Source organism: Planktothrix sp. PCC 11201, from assembly GCF_900009135.1.
Classification (GTDB): Bacteria; Cyanobacteriota; Cyanobacteriia; order Cyanobacteriales; family Microcoleaceae; genus Planktothrix.
In genome coordinates this window covers 1-576 of record NZ_LT797735.1, presented here as the reverse complement: position 1 = coordinate 576, position 576 = coordinate 1, and the positions used below count along the sequence as shown (strand labels likewise).

Sequence of the window (576 nt, the reverse complement as noted above, 5' to 3'; positions counted from 1 at the left end):
TTGGCTGGCATTGGGGGTTATATCCCTAAAAATACTTAATCTTCTATTATACAATCAAGCTGCGTAGCAGCTTACCTTAAATTTTAAAATCCGCGATACGGGAGTGGGAATTTCCGAGGCGGAATTACCGAAACTCTTTGAAGCCTTTAGCCAAGCGCAAGCCGGAAAAGAAAAGCAAGAAGGGACGGGTTTAGGATTAGCCATTAGTCGGAAATTTGTCCAATTAATGGGGGGAGATATTGCGGTTGAAAGTGAATTAGGAAAAGGCACAACCTTTAGATTTCAAATTCAGGCAAAACCCAGTCAAAATATCAATAATGAACCCACAAAAACCAAACAAAAAGTATTAGAATTAATACCAGGTCAGCCGATCTATAAAATTCTGACGGTTGATGATAAACCAATTAATTGCAAATTATTAATTCAGTTGCTTAGTCCGTTAGGATTTGAGTTAAAAGAAGCCAGGAATGGACTAGAAGCGATCGCCATTTGGAACCAATGGGAACCCCATTTAATTTGGATGGATATGCGAATGCCTGTGATGGATGGTTATGAAGCGACTAAATATATTAAATC

1 pseudogene is annotated in these 576 nt (G+C 38.5%); it reads left to right on the top strand.

The features are described 5' to 3' along the window. Positions 1–76: 76 nt before the first annotated feature. Positions 77–576: pseudogene (locus PL11201_RS25460) on the top strand (ATP-binding protein); the annotation flags it as partial.